This window comes from Pseudogulbenkiania sp. FW507-F1, from assembly GCF_058781125.1.
The window spans coordinates 1-645 of sequence record NZ_JBYSWM010000068.1; the positions used below are offsets into that span (position 1 = coordinate 1).

A 645-nucleotide genomic window follows, 5' to 3' on the forward strand; every position below is an offset into this window, starting at 1 on the left:
CTGTCCGGGGTCGCCATGACCCTGTGGCTGCTGGTGGCGTCGATCGGCATCGGCTTCGTGCTGGCGGTGCCGCTGGCGGTGGCGCGCGTGTCGCGCAATCCGCTGATCCGCGGCCCGGTGTGGTTCTACACCTACGTGTTCCGCGGCACGCCGCTCTACATCCAGCTGCTGGTGTTCTACACCGGCATCTACAGCATCGAGTCGGTGCGCGCCCAGCCCTTGCTCGACGCCTTCTTCCGCGAGGGCATCAACTGCACGCTGCTGGCGTTCGCGCTCAACACCTGCGCCTACACCGTGGAAATCTTCGCCGGCGCGATCCGCGCCACGCCGTACGGCGAGATCGAGGCGGCGCGCGCCTACGGCATGTCGAGCTTCACGCTGTACCGCCGCGTCATCCTACCCTCGGCGCTGCGCCGCGCGCTGCCGTACTACAGCAACGAGGTGATCCTGATGCTGCATTCCACCACGCTGGCGTTCACCGCCACGGTGCCGGACATCCTCAAGGTGGCGCGCGACGTCAACTCCGCCACCTACGCCTCGTTCGAGGCCTTCGGCATCGCCGGCGCGCTGTACGCCGTGATCGTGTTCGCGCTGGTCTGGCTGTTCCGCCGCGGCGAGCAGCGCTGGCTCGCCTTCCTCAAGCCG

General features: G+C 68.2%; 1 protein-coding gene. It reads left to right on the forward strand.

Annotation, left to right across the window (positions count from 1 at the left end):
* On the forward strand, positions 1–645 hold a 645-nt coding region (locus AC3WG5_RS19210; protein ID WP_492570337.1), incomplete at both ends, for an ABC transporter permease.